At 66.9% G+C, this 18,045-nt stretch carries 15 protein-coding genes, 3 tRNA genes and 2 pseudogenes; 13 read left to right on the plus strand and 7 right to left on the minus strand.

The genetic code is table 11. The features are described 5' to 3' along the window. Nucleotides 1–60: 60 nt before the first annotated feature. Together N4G47_RS12730 and N4G47_RS12735 are read right to left on the minus strand one after the other, a co-directional pair. Nucleotides 61–2,391: a TonB-dependent receptor gene (locus N4G47_RS12730; protein WP_475287527.1), complete on the minus strand. Its 2,331-nt coding sequence runs from the start codon at nt 2,389–2,391 to the stop codon at nt 61–63. Between the two features lie 207 nt (nt 2,392–2,598). Beyond that, nucleotides 2,599–3,180 carry a TetR/AcrR family transcriptional regulator gene (locus N4G47_RS12735; RefSeq protein WP_475287529.1) on the minus strand — a complete coding sequence of 194 codons (582 nt, stop codon included), beginning with the start codon at nt 3,178–3,180 and terminating at the stop codon, nt 2,599–2,601. 102 nt (nt 3,181–3,282) lie between these two features. On the opposite strand from N4G47_RS12735, the gene N4G47_RS12740 reads away from it, so the two are divergent. From N4G47_RS12740 to N4G47_RS12755, 4 genes are all read left to right on the plus strand, one after another. Beyond that, nucleotides 3,283–4,338 (plus strand): sugar phosphate isomerase/epimerase family protein, encoded by a 1,056-nt coding sequence (locus N4G47_RS12740; RefSeq protein WP_475287531.1) that lies wholly within the window; start codon nt 3,283–3,285, stop codon nt 4,336–4,338. Nucleotides 4,339–4,358: 20 nt separating this feature from the next. Continuing rightward, a complete protein-coding gene (locus tag N4G47_RS12745) occupies nt 4,359–5,252 on the plus strand; it encodes an alpha/beta fold hydrolase (protein WP_475287533.1) in 894 nt (297 codons plus the stop codon). Beyond that, nucleotides 5,242–6,168, plus strand: coding sequence for an alpha/beta hydrolase (locus tag N4G47_RS12750; RefSeq protein WP_475287535.1), 927 nt, complete (start codon nt 5,242–5,244; stop codon nt 6,166–6,168). The genes N4G47_RS12745 and N4G47_RS12750 overlap by 11 nt, the downstream gene beginning before the upstream one ends. Nucleotides 6,169–6,261: 93 nt before the next feature. Then, a tRNA-Ala gene (locus tag N4G47_RS12755) sits at nt 6,262–6,337 on the plus strand. Between the two features lie 61 nt (nt 6,338–6,398). On the opposite strand, the gene N4G47_RS12760 is transcribed toward N4G47_RS12755, so the two are convergent. After that, entirely contained in the window at nt 6,399–6,578 is a 180-nt protein-coding gene (locus tag N4G47_RS12760; RefSeq protein WP_475287536.1) for a hypothetical protein, read from the minus strand. A 162-nt stretch (nt 6,579–6,740) separates the two neighbouring features. Here N4G47_RS12760 and N4G47_RS12765 point away from each other — a divergent pair, with 162 nt between their 5' ends. Continuing rightward, nucleotides 6,741–7,193: a hypothetical protein gene (locus tag N4G47_RS12765; protein ID WP_475287538.1), complete on the plus strand. Its 453-nt coding sequence runs from the start codon at nt 6,741–6,743 to the stop codon at nt 7,191–7,193. Nucleotides 7,194–7,235: 42 nt separating this feature from the next. On the opposite strand, the gene N4G47_RS12770 is transcribed toward N4G47_RS12765, so the two are convergent. Further along, nucleotides 7,236–7,997 (minus strand): SDR family oxidoreductase, encoded by a 762-nt coding sequence (locus tag N4G47_RS12770; RefSeq protein WP_475287540.1) that lies wholly within the window; start codon nt 7,995–7,997, stop codon nt 7,236–7,238. 133 nt (nt 7,998–8,130) lie between these two features. Between N4G47_RS12770 and N4G47_RS12775 the strand changes: the two are divergent. Beyond that, nucleotides 8,131–8,972 (plus strand): annotated as a pseudogene (locus N4G47_RS12775) (bifunctional transcriptional activator/DNA repair enzyme AdaA). Between the two features lie 38 nt (nt 8,973–9,010). Here N4G47_RS12775 and N4G47_RS12780 read toward each other — a convergent pair. Then, nucleotides 9,011–10,035 (minus strand): annotated as a pseudogene (locus tag N4G47_RS12780) (NADP-dependent oxidoreductase). A 350-nt stretch (nt 10,036–10,385) separates the two neighbouring features. Between N4G47_RS12780 and N4G47_RS12785 the strand changes: the two are divergent. From N4G47_RS12785 to dxs, 7 genes are all read left to right on the plus strand, one after another. Beyond that, nucleotides 10,386–10,461, plus strand: a tRNA-Phe gene (locus tag N4G47_RS12785). A 71-nt stretch (nt 10,462–10,532) separates the two neighbouring features. Beyond that, a tRNA-Phe gene (locus N4G47_RS12790) sits at nt 10,533–10,608 on the plus strand. 147 nt (nt 10,609–10,755) lie between these two features. After that, nucleotides 10,756–11,307 carry a lipocalin family protein gene (locus N4G47_RS12795; protein ID WP_475287541.1) on the plus strand — a complete coding sequence of 184 codons (552 nt, stop codon included), beginning with the start codon at nt 10,756–10,758 and terminating at the stop codon, nt 11,305–11,307. A gap of 164 nt (nt 11,308–11,471) precedes the next feature. Beyond that, nucleotides 11,472–11,948: an LEA/WHy family protein gene (locus N4G47_RS12800; RefSeq protein WP_249843425.1), complete on the plus strand. Its 477-nt coding sequence runs from the start codon at nt 11,472–11,474 to the stop codon at nt 11,946–11,948. Nucleotides 11,949–12,018: 70 nt separating this feature from the next. After that, nucleotides 12,019–13,809, plus strand: a complete 1,791-nt coding sequence (locus tag N4G47_RS12805) for an acyl-CoA dehydrogenase C-terminal domain-containing protein (protein ID WP_475287543.1) — start codon at nt 12,019–12,021, stop codon at nt 13,807–13,809. Nucleotides 13,810–14,280: 471 nt separating this feature from the next. Further along, the gene (locus N4G47_RS12810) at nt 14,281–14,946 is read left to right on the plus strand and encodes an HNH endonuclease (RefSeq protein ID WP_107231033.1); all 666 of its coding nucleotides are present in this window, start codon (nt 14,281–14,283) and stop codon (nt 14,944–14,946) included. 105 nt (nt 14,947–15,051) lie between these two features. Beyond that, nucleotides 15,052–16,959 carry a 1-deoxy-D-xylulose-5-phosphate synthase gene (gene dxs / locus N4G47_RS12815; RefSeq protein ID WP_475289942.1) on the plus strand — a complete coding sequence of 636 codons (1,908 nt, stop codon included), beginning with the start codon at nt 15,052–15,054 and terminating at the stop codon, nt 16,957–16,959. A 70-nt stretch (nt 16,960–17,029) separates the two neighbouring features. Here dxs and N4G47_RS12820 read toward each other — a convergent pair whose 3' ends face one another. Both N4G47_RS12820 and N4G47_RS12825 read right to left on the minus strand, forming a co-directional pair. Further along, nucleotides 17,030–17,233 (minus strand): hypothetical protein, encoded by a 204-nt coding sequence (locus N4G47_RS12820; protein WP_107231034.1) that lies wholly within the window; start codon nt 17,231–17,233, stop codon nt 17,030–17,032. 174 nt (nt 17,234–17,407) lie between these two features. Beyond that, on the minus strand, nt 17,408–17,959 hold the full coding sequence (locus tag N4G47_RS12825) for a DUF3011 domain-containing protein (protein ID WP_475287546.1): 552 nt from the start codon (nt 17,957–17,959) through the stop codon (nt 17,408–17,410). Nucleotides 17,960–18,045 lie beyond the last annotated feature (86 nt).

Genomic DNA, 18,045 nt, shown 5'->3' on the forward strand with positions numbered 1-18,045 from the left:
GCATGGCGCACGAAAAACGGCGCTCCAGGAGCGCCGTTCTCGAAACGCGGACGACCGGATTTACCAGTTCATGTTCAGCGAGACACCCACGGTGCGCGGTTCGTTGTAGACCGCGGCCATGTAGTTCTCGATCACACCCTTGAGGTTCTTCTCGTTGGTGATGTTTCGCGCGAACAGCGCCACTTCGTAGGCACCGTAGTTGCCCGAGTAGCCGATCTTCAGGCCGCCCTCGAAATCACCCTTGGAGTTGAATTCCTTGCTGTCGTACAGCACGAAGCTGGTGTAGCCCTGCTTGTTCCAGTCGGTGGACACGAACATGGTGCCGGCATCGCTGACCGGGAAGTCGTAGCGGGCAGCCAGGTTGACGTTGTACTTCGGCGCGTTCGGCAGCGGGTTGCCGTCGATCTGCGCGAAAGTGTTGGCACCGACCTTGATGGTCGGGTCATTGACCGTGCACACCACCTGGCCGTTGAGGCCACAGACCTGCGCGTAGACGCGCTTGTCCTTGATCTCGCTGTGCAGCAGGCTCAGGCCGGCGCTCAGGGTCAGGTTCGGGATCGGGCGCAGCTCCATGTCCGCTTCAAAGCCGTAGGCCTTGGCCTTGTCGGCGTTGAACAGCACGCCGTTGCCGTCCGAATCGTTGCCGTTGAGCTGGATGTCGTTGACGGTGTAGGTGAACGCGGTGGCGTTCAGGCGCAGGCGGTTGTCCCACAGGCTGCTCTTCACGCCCGCTTCCCACGACAGGATCGTTTCCGAATCGGCGGTGGTGAAGTCGGCGTTGAACACGGCCGAACGGCCCTGGATGGTCGGGCCACGGAAGCCACGTGCCACCTTCGCGTAGACGCTCACGCTCGGGGTGAACTGGTACATCGCGCTCAGGTCCCAGCTCGGGGTGGTATCGGACATCTTCACGTCCGTACGGCCCTTGTAGGTGACCACGCCGGCAGCAGTGTCAGCGGTCTTCAGCAGACGGGTGTGCTTCTCGTCCTTGGTCTGGCGCAGGCCTGCGGTGACGGTGAACTTGTCGGTGAAGGCGTAGCTCAGCTGGCCGAAACCGGCCCACGAGGTGTTCTTGTTGCGCAGGCGCACCCAGTTGTTCGGGTTGCGGGCCGCGCCCTGCAGGAACCAGGCGCGCTGGTAGAAGTCGGTGGTGTCGCTGCCATTGAAGTAGAAGGCACCGGCCTGCCACTGCAGCGCGCTGTCGTCATGGCTGGTCAGGCGGAACTCCTGGGTCCACTGGTCCAGGTCGCGGATGCGGCCCATCGACTGGCCGTAGCCGTTGGGCACGCCGTTGACCGGGAAGTTCACCGCAGCGCCGCCGTCGGTATCACCACGGCTGTAGCCGGAGGTGGTCTCGTAGGCGGTGATCGAGGTGAAGTCGATCGCACCGAAGTCGTAGCGCGCCTTCACCGAGCCGCCGTAGGTCTTGTAGGCCTGCGGGTTGTTGTCGGCTTCGTCGTAGGCCACTTTGTCACGCGCCACGTCGGTCTTGTTCGAGCCCTTGGTCAGCGCACTGCGCAGGAACAGGGTCGACGTACCTTCGTAATCGCGGGCGTGGGCCGAGGCCAGGATCGAGAACTGATCGCTCGGGGTCAGCAGCAGCTGTGCCCGCACGTTGCGGTCATCGAAGCCGCCCATGGCATTCTTCTTCGGGCTGACCGTGCCGTCGGCACTCGGGCCCTTGTAGGTGTTGTCGACGTAGTCGTCGCGGTGCTGGTACAGGGCCGACACGCGGAACGAAGCGATGTCGTTGATCGGGCCGCCGAAGCCGCCGTCGATCGACACGCTGTTGTAGGTCGCATAGCTGGCGCTGACGCGGCCGGTGTAGTCCTGGGTCGGCTTCAGCGTGTCGAACTTGATGATGCCGGCGGTGGTGTTGCGGCCGAACAGCGAGCCCTGCGGGCCGCGCAGCACTTCCACCTGGTCCACGTCATAGACCGGGTTGGACTTCAGCACCACATGTTCCAGCACCACGTCGTCCTGGATGATCGACACCGGCTGCGAGGCACCCAGGTAGAAGTCGATGTTGCCCAGGCCACGGATGTAGAAGCGCGGGAAGATGCGGCCGGTGGTGGTTTCCGCATACAGGCTCGGCACGCGGCCAGAAAGCGCCAGCAGCGTGTCATCGCCACCGGCAGTGAAGTCGCGCATGCGCTCGCCCTGCACCACACCCACCGAGACCGGCACTTCCTGCAGGTTCTGCTCGCGGTGCTCGGCGGTCACGGTGATCGTGTCCAGCCCGGTGGGGGTCGGCGCGCTGTCCTGCGCGGCGGCACCGAAGCTGCCGACCAGGGCCAGGCCGGCACAGGCCAGGGCCAGCGGGTGGCGGCGGAAGGAAACGGAGGAAGACGACGTACCCGACAGGCGGCGGGAATCGGTATGGGAGGGCATGCAATGCTCTGAGGAGGCGTCCGTGCGGCCTGCGCGAGCCGGGCGGCAAAAAGGAGGAAAACTGCGCAAGCGGTCATTATCCCCCAAATTGTTACGATTTCGTTGCGCGATGCCAAAAGCCGGCGAAACAAGCGGTTTCGGCACAGTCAGCCAGCGCCGCTTGGGGTCAGATCCGTTTTCCAGGGGAAAACGGATCTGACCCGGATCTCACGGCAGCGGGGTCAGCGCCACGTCAACCATCGCCAGCAGGCGTTCGCGGCTGATGCCGTCACGGGCCTGCACCGAGATGCCGTGCAACACCGTGGCGAAGTGGTCACCCAGTGCCTGCACCGCCGCGTCGTTGGCCAGCTCACCCTCGGCCTGCGCCTGCTGCAGCCGCGCGATGATCGCCGCCGTGCGCTGGCGACGATGGCTGGCCAGCCAGTCGCGCACGCCTTCGCCATCGGGCGACACGCTGCTGGCCGAAGACACCACCAGGCAGCCGTGCGGACGCCCGCGCCGGGTGTAGGTGAGCACCGCCTCGCGCAGCATCGAACCGATCGCCTCACGCAGCGACGCTTGTTCCAGCGCGCGCGGTGCGAAGCCACCCTCGCCCTCTTCGTACAGCGCCACGGCCTCGCGGAACAGCTGCTCCTTGCTGCCGAACGCGGCATAGATGCGCGCCGAGGCGATGCCCAGCGTTTCCACCAGCGCCGACATCGAGGTGCCTTCATAGCCGTGCTGCCAGAACAGCAGCATCGCCTTGCGCAACGCCAGGTCCCTGTCGAATTCGCGCGGTCGCCCTGCCATCTGTCCTGCCTGCTCCAGTGAGGCGCGCAGTGTAACGCGGGTGTTGACCATCACGAGAGTCGCGCCTATTCTTTGTCGACCGACAAACAATTGGAGCAACACATGCAGACCCTCAAGGGCCCCAGCCTGCACCTGGCGCAGTTCGCCGGCGACCAGGCCCCGTTCAACTCACTTTCCGGTGTCGCCGCATGGGCCGCCGGCCACGGCTTCAAGGCGCTGCAGATTCCTGCGTGGGATGCGCGCCTGTTCGACCTGGCCACCGCCGCCGACAGCCAGGACTACTGCGACGACATCCGCGGCACCCTGGCCGAGCACGGCCTGCAGGTCAGCGAACTGACCACCCACATCCTCGGCCAGCTGGTGGCCGTGCATCCGGCCTATGACGAACTCTGTGATGGCTTCGCCCCGGAAGCACTGCGCGGCAATCCGAAGGCCCGCAGCGAGTGGGCGCAGCAGCAGCTGCACCTGGCCGCCCGCGCCTCGCGCCGGCTCGGCCTGCAGGACATGGGCACCTTCTCCGGCTCGTTCGCCTGGCCCTACCTGTTCCCGTTCCCGCAGCGCCCGCCGGGTCTGATCGATGCCGCCTTCGATGAACTGGCCCGTCGCTGGCGGCCGATCCTCGATACCTGCGAGGACAACGGCGTCAACCTCTGCTACGAGATCCACCCCAGCGAAGACCTGCACGACGGCACCAGCTTCGAGCGCTTCTTCGAGCGCGTCGGCCAGCACGAGCGCTGCCGCATCCTGTTCGATCCCAGCCACTTCGTGCTGCAGCAGTTGGACTACCTGCAGTACCTGGACATCTACCACCCGCTGATCCGCATGTTCCACGTCAAGGATGCGGAGTTCCGCCCCAGCGGCCGCCAGGGCATCTATGGTGGCTATGCCGACTGGACCGAGCGGGCCGGTCGCTTCCGCTCGCTCGGCGATGGCCAGGTCGATTTCAAGTCGATCTTCTCCAAGCTGGCCCAGTACGACTACCAAGGCTGGGCGACACTGGAATGGGAGTGCTGCCTGAAGGACCAGGAAGCCGGCGCGCGCGAAGGTGCCGCGTTCATCCGCGACCACATCATTCCGGTCACCGACAAGATCTTCGACGATTTCGCCGGTGCGCCGATCAGCACCGCACAGATGCAGCACATGCTCGGCATCGCCTGAGCCCCCACGGAGCATTCCCCATGACCACGTCCCTTCCCGCTGGCGCTGCCGGCGACAACGCCCTGCGCCACCACTACCTGCGCATCGACGGCCAGCGCGTGCATTGCGTGTCCGCCGGCCACGGCGAACCGGTGCTGCTGATTCCCGGCTGGCCACAGACCTGGTACGCCTGGCGCCACGTGCTGCACGCGCTGGCCGACGCCGGCTTTGAAGCGATCGCCGTCGATCCGCCCGGCATCGGCGAATCCGACCGCCCGGCCCATGGCTATGACACCGGCAGCGCCGCCGCGGTGCTGCACCAGACCATGCTGGCGCTGGGTCATGCCCGCTACCAGCTGGTCGGCCATGACATCGGCATGTGGATCGCCTATGCACTGGCCAGCGACCAGCCGCAGGCGGTGCGCCAGCTGGCGGTCACCGAAGCGGTGATTCCCGGCCTGGCGCCGGAACCGGGCATCTTCGCCGCACCGGCCGACAACATCTTCCTCTGGCACTTCATGTTCAACCAGGTCGCCGACCTGCCCGAGGCACTGATCAGTGGCCGCGAGCGCGCCTATCTGGAATTCATGTTCGACCGCTGGTCGTACCGCCGCGATGCGGTGGCCGCCGACACGTACATCGCCGCCTACAGCCGCCCCGGCGCATTGCGCGCTGGCTTCGCCTGGTACCGCGCGATTCCGGAAACCATCCGCCAGAACAAGGAACGTGCGCAGCGCCGCCTGGCGATGCCGGTGCTGGCCATCGGCGCCGAGCACGCCACCGCCGATGCGCCGATGCTGACCCTGCAACCGCATGCCGACAACGTGCGCGGCAGCATCGTACCCGGCTGCGGCCACTTCATCATGGAAGAAGCGCCGCAGGCGTTCCTCGCGCAGCTGCTGCCGTTCCTGCAGGAGGCGCGCCATGCAGCTTGAACCCGCGCTGCAGCAGTTCGTCGATGCCATCGCGGCCCATCCGCTGCCGGAGGACCTGCGCGAGCTGCGTGCGATCAGCGCAGCGGCGCTGCCGCAGTTGCAGGGTGCACTGCAGCCGGTGGCACAGGTGGTCGAGTACAGCGTGACGGCACGCGACGGCCACGCGTTGGAAGTGCGCCTGTACACACCGGAGGGGCTGCCTGAAGGACCGGCACCGGCCCTGTTGTTCGCCCACGGCGGCGGCTGGTTCCAGTGCTCGCTGGCGGTCTATGACGGCCCGTGCCGGGCATTGGCCAATGCCAGTGGCTGCGTGGTTGCCGCGGTCGGCTACCGGCTGGCGCCGGAACACCCGTTCCCGGTACCGCTGCACGACGTTGCCGACGCCTGGTCGTGGCTGCAGGCCAACGCCGAACGCCTTGGGCTGGACCGGCTGCGGTTGGCAATCGGCGGCGACAGCGCCGGTGGCAATCTGGCGGCCGCCTGCTGCCTGCTGCTGCGCGATCTCGGCCTGCCGCAGCCGCGCCATCAGCTGCTGCTGTACCCGGCACTGGACGCCGGCATGAGCAGCGACTCCTATCGCGAGTACGCCAGTGGCTACTACCTCAGCGCCGAACTGATGCAACGCTGCTGGCAGGCCTATCTCGGCGATCCGAGCGCGCCGCCGGCACTGGCCTCGCCGGCCCATGCAACGGATCTGCATGGACTGGCGCCGGCCTCGGTACTCAGCTGCGAGCACGACCCGCTGCGTGATGAGGCCGAACAGTACGCACGGCGGCTGCAGGCCTGCCGCACCGATTGCACGCTGGAACGCCTGCCCGGGATGATCCACGCCTGCATCCATCTGCACACGGTCAGTGCCTCCACCGACGTGGCCGTGCAGCGCGCAGGCGCCCTGCTGCGCCAGGCCCTGTGCTGAACCGGCCGGGACGGTGGTAGACCCTGCACGGCCACCGTCCCGGCCGGCCGCTTGGCAAGCCCGGCAGGCGGCGCTACACTGAAAGCCTGCCGTGGGGCCATAGCTCAGCTGGGAGAGCGCGTCGTTCGCAATGACGAGGTCAGGAGTTCGATCCTCCTTGGCTCCACCACTATTCAGAAGAACCCGCAGATCCTCGCGATCTGCGGGTTTTTTCGTTTCCGGGTGCTGGCTCAGGCAGGCTCCTGGCCGCCATCCTTGCGTTGCGGGCTGCGCGAATGCGCATCGCGCACCTGTTGATCGCGCTGCCCTGGCCGCTGCCTGGCCACATGGTCCTGCTTCCTGTCCTGCCGACTTTCCTCGCTGCCCTGCCGGATCTCGCCCTCGGATGGGGGATTTTTCTTGTCGTTCATCGTTTCTGCTCGAAACCGCTCGGGCCTGCAGCGTGGTGTAGTACAGGTAACGCGGCGGTCGGGGAAATGCAGTCACGATGTGCACGCATGCACTCACCCGACTTGTCTACGTCGTTGTGGCATGCACACAATCGGCATCCGACCTCCGCACAAGGATGCGCAATGTCCCGCCTGTTGCTGTTGATATTTCTGCTGCTTACCGCCGGCTGCGCCCATCGCATGGGCGACCGGCCAGCTACCGCAGCCGGCTACATCGGCAACGACCAAGCGGTGCGCGCAGCGCAGGATGATCCCGCAAGCGGCATCTCAGGCACCTTCGCACTCACGGTACAGGCGTCCGGCGCGGAGAACGGCCACATCTACCTGAACAGTGAGCGCGACTATCGGCATCCGCTCAACATCACCCTCGACATCGATGCTGCCCTGCGCCCGCAGCTGGAAGCACATCTTGGCCTGGAGCTGGAACAGCTGCTGGGCCGGCACCTGCTGGTAAGCGGAACCGCGAGGCGGGTGCGCATCGCCTTCTTCGATTCGGCCGGCCGCCAGAGCAGGAAGTATTACTACCAGACCCACATCGCGGTCAGCGATGTCGACCAGCTGCGGTTGGCTCCCTGAACCGGCCATCGGCTCTGCCGGACCCTGTATCCGCAGTAGCACTCAGGTCCGCGTGATCGACACCCCACCCTCCACCCGCATCGCGGTTCCGGTCACGAAGCTGCTTTCATCGCTGGCCAGGAACAGCGCCGCATTGGCGATCTCCTCCGGCTCGGCCATCCGCTTCAGTGCATGCAGCGAACGCACGAAATCACGCGCATCGCCGGTGGGCGCGGCCTGACGCCCCATTTCGGTATCGGTGCCACCGGGCAGCAACACATTGCTGCGCACGCCGCGCGCGCCGTACTCGGCGGCGATCACCTGGCTCAGCCCGATCAACCCGGCCTTGCTCGACGCATAGGCCGCCATGCCCGGGAAGCCCACGGTGTGGCCGACGAAGGTGCCGACAAACACCAGCGAGCCGCCGCCGCGTGCCAGCAATGCCGGCAACTGGGCGCGTGCGGCATGGAAGGCCGCATCGAGATTGGTCGCCATCACCTCGCGCCATGCGTCGGCCGGGAACTCCGCCGCCGGCACGCCAGGGCCGAGCATGCCGGCGTTGTTGAGCGCGATGTCCAGCCCGCCGAAGCTGTGCTGTGCCAGTGCCACCAATGCCGGTGCAGTCTCGGGATCAGCCACGTCGGCGGCATGCACCACCACCTCGCCGCCACCCGCTCGGATCTGTGCGGCCAGTTCCTGCAGCGGCTGCGGTCGCCGCGCGTTGAGCACCAGCTTTGCGCCTTCGGCGGCGAAGCGCAGCGCACTGGCACGGCCGATGCCGGCACTGGCACCGGTGATGAGGGCGATCTTGTTGTTCAGGCGCATGTTGCGCTCTCCTGGCGGTGAAAGGGCCGCCACGATGCCGCGCCGTTGCCGCGCCGACACTCCGTTTCCGGGCCTCGCGGGCAGGTGCAGGAAACGGAGTTTCCGCAGAACCCGCCCGTGCCAGAATCCGCCCATGGACAGCACTGCCTCCCCACCCTCGATGCCCGTGTCGAGCGGGTCTGCCGCCACCTGCAGGCCAGCCTCGACGAGCCCTCGCTGCAGGAACTGGCCGACCTCGCCGGCTGCAGCCCGACCCGGCTGCATCGCCTGTTCAAGCAGGCCACCGGGCTGACCCCGAAGCAGTACGCCGCGGCCCTGCGCGCCGATCGCCTGCGCACCGGACTGCAGCAGTCGGAACGCATCACCGACGCCTTCCACGACGCCGGCTTCGGCTCCAGCGGGCGCTTCTACGAGAACGCGCCGCGGCTGCTGGGCATGACCCCGAAGCAGTGGCGGGCCGGCGGCCGTGGTGAGGTCATCCACTTCGCCATCGCGGAAAGTTCGCTGGGCAGTGTGCTGGTGGCCAACAGCGCAACCGGCGTCGTCGCGATCCTGCTCGGTGATGATCCGGAAGCGCTGCTGCAGTCGCTGCAACAACGCTTCCGCAAGGCCGAACTGATCGGTGCCGACAGCGGCTATGAACACCTGGTGGCGCAGGTGGTGGGCCTGGTCGAGGATCCCACCCGTGGCGCCACCCTGCCGCTGGACATCCGCGGCACCGCCTTCCAGCAGCGGGTGTGGCAGGCCCTGCAGCAGATTCCGCGCGGGCAGACTGCCTCGTATGCCGACATCGCCGCGCGCATCGGTGCGCCCCGTTCAAGCCGCGCGGTGGCACGGGCGTGTGCGAGCAATCCCCTGGCGGTGGCGGTGCCCTGCCACCGCGTGGTGCGCCGCGACGGCGACCTGTCCGGCTACGCCTGGGGCGTGGCGCGCAAGCGTGAACTGCTGCGCCGGGAAAGAGCTCCGACTGCCTGAAGTGGGTGCCGACCTTGGTCGGCACACCCACCAAGCCCTCAATCCAGCTTCACCACCAGCTTGCCGAAGTTGTGTCCCTTCAGCAGCCCGAAGAACGCCTCCGGCGCATTTTCCAGACCCTGCACTACATCCTCGCGGTACTGGATGCGCCCTCGCGCAGCCACCGCGCCATCTCGCGTTCGAAGTCCGGCCACAGATGATTGAAGTCGTGCACGATGAAACCGCGCACGGTCAGGCGCTGGCGCAGGATCTGACTGAACAACGCCGGCAACCGGTCCGGGCCGGGCTGTTCGACGCCACGGTCGTTGTAGGTTGCGATGGTGCCGCACACCGGAATGCGGGCGAAGTCGTTGAGCAATGGCAACACCGCATCCAGTACATGGCCACCCACATTCTCGAAATAGACATCGATGCCGTTGGGCACGGCGCTGCGCAACTGTGAGGCGAAGTCGTCCGCGCGATGATCCAGCGCCACGTCCACGCCCAGCGTCTGCAGATAGGCGCGCTTGGCTTCACCACCGGCGATGGCGACCACGCGCGCGCCCTGCAGCTTGGCCAACTGGGCCACGGTCGCGCCGACCGGACCGCTTGCGGCAGCCACCACCAGCGTCTCGCCCGGCTTCAACCGGGCGATTTCATGCAGGCTGGAATAGGCGGTGAATCCCGGCATGCCATACACGCCCAGCGCCGTACTCAACGGCAGTCCGGCCGTATCAAGGCGACGCCCCAGCGCCTTGGCCGGCAGCACCGCATGGGTCTGCCATCCGCCTGGCGCCAGTACCAGGTCACCCACCGACACGCCATCTGCCTTCGACTGCAGCACCTCGGCCACGGTCTGGCCTTCCATCACCGCGCCCACCGCCACCGGCGCCGCGTAGGAAGGACCGTCGTCCATGCGACCACGCATGTACGGATCCAGCGACAGGTAGCGGTTGCGCAGCAGCACCTCGCCACTGGCCAGCGGCGGCAACGGCGCCTGCTCCAGGCGGAAGTTGGCGGCCGTCGGCGCGCCCTGCGGACGCGAGGCCAGCACGATGCGGGAGGTGGTCGGGGAATCGGACATGGCGGTCGGCTCTGCTGTTGCCAGCATCAGGAAAGGAACGCCGACACTACGCCGCCGCCTGCCCGGCCGGTGGCCGCGAAAACAGCGTTCCATGCCCCGCCCCGGCGTCGTCGGCGCGTATCCCTTGCCATTGCCGCTTTGCCCTTCACCGTGGGTCGCTGATTTCCGCCACCGGCGCTGATCCGTGAATCGATGTTCAGGCGCTCCTGCCCTGCCACGCGACGGAGGATCAAGCACTTGCGGGTGCGCAGACGGCAATGTGAAGAATTCTTGGCAAAACCCTTGCCGAAGACAACCGACCTCCGTAATATACGCCTCCTCGGCAGCGACCTCGCTGCAACGAAACATGTGGCCGAGTAGCTCAGTTGGTAGAGCAGGGGATTGAAAATCCCCGTGTCGGCGGTTCGATTCCGTCTTCGGCCACCACTTTCGAAGGCCTGCAGAAATGCGGGTCTTTTTTTCCGGAAGCCGCATCCATCGCGGTCGCCACACAATTTGGCCGAGTAGCTCAGTTGGTAGAGCAGGGGATTGAAAATCCCCGTGTCGGCGGTTCGATTCCGTCTTCGGCCACCATCTTCAAAGACCTGCAGAAATGCGGGTCTTTTTTGCCTGCGCTTTGCCCTCCACGCATGGCAAGGTGGCACGCCCCCGCTTGACGAAACATTTACACCGGCACCGGCTGCGGCACCTACGCTCCAGACTCCTGCCCGGAGTCCGCCGATGCACCTGCGCCCCACCCTGCTCGCCTGCCTGCTGCTGGCCGCCCTGCCGGTGATCGCCGCCGAACCGGTGCGTGCGGTCGAGACCCTGGACATCGATCGCTACGCCGGCCAGTGGCATGAGATCGCACACCTGCCGGTGTCGTTCCAGAAGCGCTGCACGGGTGAGATCACCGCCAATTACGGATTGCGCCGTGATGGCCGCATTACCGTCACCAACGCCTGCCGCGCCGACGATGGCCAGCGCCTGGTGGCCGAGGGCGTGGCCCGTCCGGTCGCCGGGCACGCCGGCCAGTTGCAGGTGCGCTTCGTTCCGGACTGGTTGAGCTGGGTGCCACTGGTCTGGGCCGACTACTGGGTGCTGGCGCTGGACCCGGACTACCAGTGGGCCCTGGTGGGCGAACCCGGCCGCCGATACCTGTGGATCCTCGCGCGCCTGCCCGAGATGGATCGGACCCAGTTCGAGCAGTTGAAGGCCAAGGCCGAGGCAATGGGATACGACCTTGGCCCGTTGCGGGTCATGGCCCCACTGCGTGACGCGCCGGCCGATTGAGCCGTGCCACAACCGGTGCATCCGGCGTGCCTGATCCGGCGCCGCGCACGCCCGGCCGCCATCTTCACACGCTACCCTCTGCGACAGGTCGCCAGCGGCGATCCACACAACCATACGCCGTAGTATGCTTAACCCAACGCACCCCCTTCAGAGGACTTGCGCCCATGCTCCACCGTGTCCGTACCGCCTTGATCATCCTGTGCACCCTCGCCCTTGTTGCCTGCAACAACGGCATCGTCAAGCGTGTGTCCGAACCGGCGGCCAGCCTGCAGCAGCTCACCGTACGCGCCGACGGCAACTGGACGGTGGCGCTGCGTCTGCAGAACTACAGTTCGATGCCGATGACCTTCGATGAGGTCTCGCTGGCGCTGACCGTTGGCGATGCAGCGGCCGGCACCCTGCAGGCCAGGCCGGCCATCTCCATCGGCGGCACCTCCGCCGACGTCATCAATGTCGAGCTGGTGCCCAGCTCGGCCGCACGCCTGGTGGTGGCCGACGCACTGGCCGGCAACCGCACCCTCGCCTATGGCCTGAAGGGTTCGGTGGCGGCTACGCCGCAGGAAAAGAAGCAGCGCAGCTTCGACATCAGCAGCCGCAGCACGCTCAACCAGGCGCCAGGCCTGCCCGGCGTGCTGCGCTGATTCCGCTTACCGATTTCCGCTGCGGCGCTGCGCGCCGCTCCCCTGTCCCTGATCAATTCGAGACGTACCGATGAGCAGCTACACCGCCCCGCTTTCCGATCTCCGTTTCGCCCTGCACGACGTGCTCAAGGTCGAACCCCTGTTCGCCCGCCTGGGCTTCACCGACGCCACCGCCGACGTGGTCGATGCCGTGCTGGAAGAGGCCGGCCGCTTCAGCGCCACCGTGCTGGCCCCGCTCAACAGCGTTGGCGACGAGATCGGCTGCGTGCTCGACCAGGCCAGCGGTGAAGTGACCACCCCGCCCGGCTTCAAGCAGGCCTACGACCAGTTTGTCGACGGCGGCTGGACCGGCCTGACCGCTTCGCCGGAACTGGGCGGCCAGGGCCTGCCGCATACCCTGGGCGTGCCGCTCAACGAAATGATCAACGCCGCCAACCTGGCCTGGGGCAACTTTCCGCTGCTCTCGCACGGCGCCATCGAAGCGCTGAAGCAGCATGGCGAGGCTTGGCAGCACGAGGCGTTCCTGAAGCCGCTGATCGAAGGCCGCTGGACCGGCACCATGTGCCTGACCGAGCCGCACTGCGGCACCGACCTGGGCCTGCTCAAGACCAAGGCCGAACCGAACGCCGATGGCAGCTATTCGATCACCGGCACCAAGATCTTCATCACCGCCGGCGAGCACGACCTGACCGGCAACATCGTGCACCTGGTCCTGGCCAAGCTGCCCGACGCGCCGCCGGGCGCCAAGGGCATCTCGCTGTTCGTCACCCCCAAGTTCAAGGTCGACCGCGACGGCAACGTCGGCGAGCGCAATGCGCTGCGCTGCGGCTCGATCGAGCACAAGATGGGCATCAAGGGCTCGGTCACCTGCGTGATGAACTTCGACGGCGCGCAGGGCTACCTCGTCGGCCAGCCGCACAAGGGCCTGCAGGCGATGTTCACCATGATGAACACCGCACGCCTCGGCGTCGGCCTGCAGGGCATCGGCCTGTCCGAGCGCGCCTACCAGAACGCGCTGACGTACAGCCGTGAGCGCCTGCAGTCGCGCGCCCTGAGCGGCGCCAAGTTCCCGGACAAGGCGGCCGACCCGATCCTGGTCCACCCGGATGTACGGCGCATGCTGCTGACGGTGAAGTCGCTGGTCGAAGGCAGCCGCCTGCTGGCCCTGCACGCGGCCACCCTGATCGACGTCGCCCACCACGCCGAGGACGCCGCCGAGCGCGAACGCGCCGACACGCTGGTGAGCTTCCTGACCCCGATCTCCAAGGCCTGCCAGACCGAATGGGGCATCGAGAACACCTACAACGCCCTGCAGTGCTTCGGTGGCCACGGCTACATCCGCGAGCACGGCATGGAACAGCTGGCGCGCGATGCCCGCATCACCACCCTGTATGAAGGCACCACCGGCATCCAGGCACTGGACCTGATCGGCCGCAAGACCGCGTCCAGCCAGGGCGCCGGCCTGAAGCTGATGCTGGCCGAGATCGAAGCCTTCGCCAAGGAACACGAAGGCAACGAAGCGCTGGCCGAGTTCATCGGCCCGCTGCGCGCCAAGGCGGCCGAGTGGGGCAAGCTGACCCTGGACGTATTGCAGCGCGCGGCCGCCAACCCGGACGAACTGGGTGCGGCCAGCTACGACTACCTGTTCTATTCGGGTTATGTGGTGCTGGCCTACTGGTGGGCCCGCAGCGTGGCCGCCGCCGATGCCAGCGCGCACGGCGCCGCCTTCGCCCAGGGCAAGCGCGAGACCGCACGCTTCTACTTCGCCCGCGTGTTGCCGCGCACGCTCAGCCACGCCGCCGCCATCCAGGCCGGCGCCGCCCCACTGATGGCGATGGACGAGGAGCGCTTCGGCGCCTGAGCCGGGCTGCGCCCGGCACCCGCGGTAGTGCCTGCCGCTGGCCGGCAACCGCAACAGCAACAGCTGCATCCCGGTGGATGGCGGGGCGGTGTGGCCTGGCAGGACACGCCGTAAACCCTTCCTTGGGGGCTCGATGGCGCCTTGCTCGTGTGCGCTGTCCTGCGCACACGGCAAGACCGGGGTTGGGGCGTCCTGCCCAACCCGCCCGAGGCATGCCTCGGGCCCATGGCGCCAACGGTCCTGCCAACCCACACCACCCCGCTCCTGACAGTTCCCCGCGATCTGCGGTAGATCCACGCCATGCGTGGATGGAAATCACCGAAATCCCTCTGGAGAAAAGCCCCCTTTGTTAAGGGGCGCGCCAACGGCGCGGGGGATAGGAGGAATGCGCGGACCTGAATGTTGACAATTTGTGTATCGCCCACAGGCGATACACAAATCGTCAACATTCAGGTATAAGCTGTTCTCCCGATGGAGACAGACACTACACGCTTGGGTCTGATCGAAGCCGGAGCTCCGTTTTCTGCTCCGGGCGCCGAAGCATCGCCCAACGCCACGACGCTGCATCGACCCGGTTCCGTCCGGCTGCTCTCGCTGGATGCCCACGGACGCGTACTGGACTGGATCACCTGGCAGGACGCCGCCTGCCTCTACGCCCGCGAAGCGGTGGCCTGGACGCTCGGCGATCCCTGCCTGCACATCCACGGCGGCACCAACCGCTTCAGCGGCCTGCAGAGCGGGCTGGACCTGCACCCGATCATCGCCGCACGCGGCCACGCCCGCTCCCGTGCGATCGACCCCACGCCGAACCTGACCAATCCGGCCCTGTTCGCCCGCGATGCCCATCTGTGCATGTACTGCGGCCAGCAGTTCAACCGCCCCACCCTCACCCGCGACCACGTGATGCCACTGTCCAAGGGCGGCCTGGATTGCTGGGAGAACGTGGTCACCGCCTGCTTCCACTGCAATTCGCGCAAGAGCGACCGCACCCCGCAGCAGGCCGGCATGCCGCTGCTGGCGGTGCCTTACCGGCCCAGCTGGATCGAGCATCTGATCCTGTCCAACCGCAACATCCTGGCCGACCAGATGGCCTTCCTGAAGGCGCAATTGCCGAAGCGCTCGAAACTGAGCACCTGAATCGCCGGAAATGCAACCCTCACCGTCCTGTCACGGGCGGCGGCGTTTGCTTGCCCCACCCCCGTTTGAGGGCGAAAATGGGCGTTCAGAACAAGTGCGAACATGATGATCGACTCTGCCCGCTATCCCCGCCTCGCGCGCATCCAGACCCCGGATGACCTGCGCACGTTCGACGAATCCGAAATGAGGGCGGTCGCCGACGAACTGCGCGCCTACCTCATCGAATCGGTGGGCAAGAGCGGCGGCCATTTCGCCGCCGGCCTGGGCGTGATCGAACTCACCGTGGCCCTGCACTACCTGTACCAGACCCCGCACGACCAGCTGGTCTGGGACGTCGGTCACCAGACCTACCCGCACAAGATCCTGACCGGCCGTCGCGACGAGATCCACACCGTCAAGCAGAAGGACGGCGTGGCGCCGTTCCCCAAGCGCGAGGAAAGCGAGTACGACACCTTTGGCGTCGGCCACTCCTCGACCTCGATTTCGGCCGCGCTCGGCATGGCCATTGCCCGCCAGTCCGAAGGCGACGACCGCAAGGTGGTGGCGGTGATCGGAGACGGCGCGATGACCGCCGGCATGGCCTTCGAGGCGCTGATGCATGCCGGCGGCATGGATCCCGAGCCGAACCTGCTGGTGATCCTCAACGACAACAACATGTCGATTTCCGAGGCGGTCGGCGGGCTGACCAAGATGCTCGGCCGCGCCACCGGCAGCCGCACGCTCAACGCGCTGCGCGAAGGCGGCAAGAAGATCCTCGGCGACAAGAAGAACAACCCCGCGCGCTTCGTCAAGCGCTGGGAAGAACACTGGAAGGGCATGTTCGTGCCGTCCACGATGTTCGAGGAAATGGGCTTCCATTACACCGGCCCGATCGACGGCCACGACATGCCTGCCCTGCTGTCCACGCTGAAGACGCTGCGCGCCTCCAAGGGGCCCAAGCTGCTGCACGTGATGACCACCAAGGGCAAGGGCTACCAGCCGGCCGAGGGCGACCAGATCGGTTACCACGCCGTCGGCCCGTTCGACCCGGACAAGGGCCTGGTGGCCAAGGCCGGCGCCAAGAAGCCGACCTACACCGATGTATTCAGTGACTGGCTGTGCGATGCCGCTGCGGCCGAGCCGCGCCTGTACGGCATCACCCCGGCGATGCGCGAAGGCTCCGGCCTGGTGCGTTTCAGCAAGGAATACCCGCAGCGCTATTTCGACGTGGCGATCGCCGAGCAGCATGCGGTCACCCTCGCCGCCGGCATGGCCACCCAGGGCGGCAAGCCGGTGGTGGCGATCTACTCCACCTTCCTGCAGCGCGCCTACGACCAGCTGGTGCACGACGTGGCGATCCAGGATCTGGACGTGCTGTTCGCGATCGACCGCGCCGGCGTGGTTGGCCCGGACGGCGCGACCCATGCCGGCAACCTGGACCTGAGCTTCCTGCGCTGCGTGCCGAACCTGGTGGTGATGGCACCGTCCAACGAAGCCGAATGCCGGCAGATGCTCAGCACCGGCCTGCAGCACCCGGGCCCGGCAGCGGTGCGCTACCCGCGCGGCAGTGGCACCGGCGTGGATGCCGGCAGCGACCTGTCCACCCTGCCGATCGGCAAGGGCGAGCTGCGCCAGCAAGGCAGCCGCATTGCCCTGCTCGCCTTTGGCAGCACCGTGGCCGCAGCCGAACAGGTCGGCCGCGAACTGGGCCTGAGCGTGGTCAACATGCGTTTCATCAAGCCACTGGACCGCGAACTGGTGCTGGCCATGGCGGCCCAGCACGAGGGCCTGGTGACGATCGAAGACAACGTGGTCGCCGGTGGCGCCGGTTCCGGCGTCGGCGAACTGCTCAATGCTGAAGGCGTGCTGCGCCCGATCCTGCACCTGGGCCTGCCCGACAGCTACCAGCACCATGCCAGCCGCGAAGACCTGCTGGCCGAAGCCGGCATCGATGCCGCGGGCATCCGCGCGGCGGTGCTCAAGCGCTGGCCGCAGCTGGCCTCGGGTACGCCGCCGCTCAGCGCGGCAAGCTGATGGAAGCAGCCACGCCCGGCGTGGCTCTACTGGCATCCCGGTACATCCACGCCATGCGTGGATGGCGACATCAACCGTAACTGACCGCTTCCACGTACGCGCCGCTGGCCTCCACGCGCACTGCGGCGCGCTGCCCGGTGTCGACAAAATGCAGGCGCGCCAGGGTCTCGGCGAAATCATAGGCGCGGGCGCCGTCGCGGAACTCGATCGGCTCCGGCCGGTCCGGATGCAGCACGCGCCACTGGCGCTGTTCGCATTGCAGGCGGATCAACATGCAGCTCACTCCTTGAGGCAGCGTATCGACGGCGATGGGATGCCCGGGCCGGCTGCACGCGCGGCACCGTAAGCAGTCAGGGCGCACACCGGCACCCTGGCTGCAGACAATACGGCCTTCAAAATGAGAGCTGTATCAGATTTCTCTGATTTTGCAGGGGCAAACCCGAAAGACTCAGTTCACCTGGAACTGAGCCCGGCAGCCATCGCTGACCCAGATGCCACGGCGGTCCCAACCCCAGGTCTGGCCTTCAATGCAGGCACTACGCGAATCCTGACGGATCAGGCGGACACCACGGCGGATGCGCGCGTCACAGTACTCCTGGCGATGGCCATTGGAATGGCAGGCGATCACCTCCCCGCCCCCGCCCCAACCGTTGCCGTTGCCGTTGCCGTTGCCCCAACCGCCGCCACGGCGATATTCGCCCACAAACTCGGCGCGGCAGCCCTGGGTCACCCACACCCCGCTGCGCGACTGCCCCCAGGTTTCACCTTCCACACACGGCGAGCCGGACAACTGGCGGATCAAGCGTGCCCGGCCCTGCAGGCGGCACTCGTTGCTGCGGTTCTTGATCGACTCGCACCGAACGATGCCACCGCCATCGCGGCCGCCATAGCGATCGTCGTCATAGCCATAACCGTAGCTCTGCGCCTGTGCGCCACCCGCGGCCGCGAGCATCGGCAGCAATGCGCAGGCCAGGGTGCGCCAGGTGAGTGCGTTGCCCATCGAGATCTCCAGATGAATACGATGGCGCAAGCATCCGGGATTCGCGTCGCGGCGCACAGAGGGGCGCGACGCTGCGGTTCTTTCCC

It is taken from the genome of Stenotrophomonas sp. GSD10, from assembly GCF_056172695.1.